We start from the raw sequence: 1372 nt of genomic DNA, 5'->3' as shown, positions 1-1372 counted from the left end.
GATGCTGTCCCGTCGAGTGGTGTAGCTGGCGCTGATCGTCACCGTGATGTTCGGCGCGGGCCTGCTTGATCAGGATGCCACTGCGGGCAGGCTGATGACGGGATCATCGCCCATCGGCGCAATAGTTTCCAGCGTCATGTAGCGGGCGCGCTGGACGGCCCACTCGTCGTTCTGTTCGAGGAGCAGCGCGCCGACGAGGCGGACGATGGCGTCGTCGTTGGGGAAGATTCCGACGACATCGGTGCGCCGCTTGATCTCGCCGTTCAGGCGCTCGATGGGGTTCGTCGAGTGCAGTTTCGCCCGGTGCTCCTTGGGGAAGGACATGTAGGCCAGCACATCGTGTTCGGCGTCATCCATCAGCGTGGCGAGTTTGGGCACCTTGGGCCGGATCTGGTCGGCCACGGCGCGCCACTGGGTGCTGGCGGCCTCTGCAGTGTCCTGAGCAAAAGCGGTGGCGATGAAGGCGGAGACCACGCGCCGCCCGCTCTTCCCGGCATGGGCAAGGGCGTTGCGTTGGAAATGGACGCGGCACCGCTGCCAGGTGGCGCTGAGAACCTTCGAAACGGCCGCCTTGATGCCCTCGTGGGCGTCCGAGATCACCAACTTCACGCCCCGCAGACCCCGGCGGGTCAGCTTGCGCAGGAACTCGGTCCAGATCGGCTCGGCCTCGGACGTACCTATTTCCAGGCCCAGAACCTCACGCCTGCCGTCGGTGTTCACGCCGATGGCGATGATCACGGCGACAGACACGATCCGCCCGCCGCGCCGGACCTTGAGGTAGGTGGCGTCGATCCAGAGATAGGGCCAGTCGCCTTCGAGCGGCCGGTTCAGGAACGCCTTCACCTTGCCGTCGATCTCCTCGCAGAGCCGCGACACCTGGCTCTTGCTGATCCCCGACATGCCCATCGCCTTGACCAGGTCATCGACCGATCGCGTCGAGATGCCTTGAACATAGGCCTCCTGGATCACTGCGGTCAGCGCCTTCTCGGCCATCCGCCGGGGCTCGAGGAAGCCCGGAAAGTAGCTGCCCTTCCGAAGCTTCGGGATGCGCAGCTCGACGGTTCCCGCCCGGGTCTCCCAGTCCCGGTCGCGATAACCGTTGCGCTGTGCCCGCCGCGCTGGGTCCTTCTCGCCATAGGCCGCGCCCGTCACGGCGCCGACCTCCAGCTCCATCAGGCGCTCCGCGGCAAAGCCGATCATCTCGCGCAGCAGATCGGCGTCGGGGGCCTTCTCCACGAGGTCGCGCAGGTTCATCATGTCGGTGGTCATCGGTGGAATCTCCGGTCCAAGTTGGTGTCAGCAACCAGACCCTACCGGAACATCGCCGGTGACCACCTCAGCCAGAACCTACACCAAGCTCAGGGACAGCATC

General features: G+C 65.5%; 1 protein-coding gene. It reads right to left on the bottom strand.

Annotation, left to right across the window (positions count from 1 at the left end):
* Positions 1-69: 69 nt before the first annotated feature.
* Positions 70-1269 carry an IS256 family transposase gene (locus tag D5084_RS09110; RefSeq protein WP_128515197.1) on the bottom strand — a complete coding sequence of 400 codons (1200 nt, stop codon included), beginning with the start codon at positions 1267-1269 and terminating at the stop codon, positions 70-72.
* Between the last annotated feature and the right edge of the window lie 103 nt (positions 1270-1372).

The sequence above is a fragment of the Tabrizicola thermarum genome (assembly GCF_003574395.1).
GTDB classification, from domain to species: Bacteria; Pseudomonadota; Alphaproteobacteria; order Rhodobacterales; family Rhodobacteraceae; genus Tabrizicola; species Tabrizicola thermarum.
Note: the sequence above shows the minus strand (reverse complement) of the source record. Positions and strands in the feature narration are given on the sequence as shown.

Coding starts and splice junctions, on each gene's coding strand:
- D5084_RS09110 (WP_128515197.1), bottom strand. CDS start 1,269: ATGACCACCGACATGATGAACCTGCGCGACCTCGTGGAGAAGGCCCCC.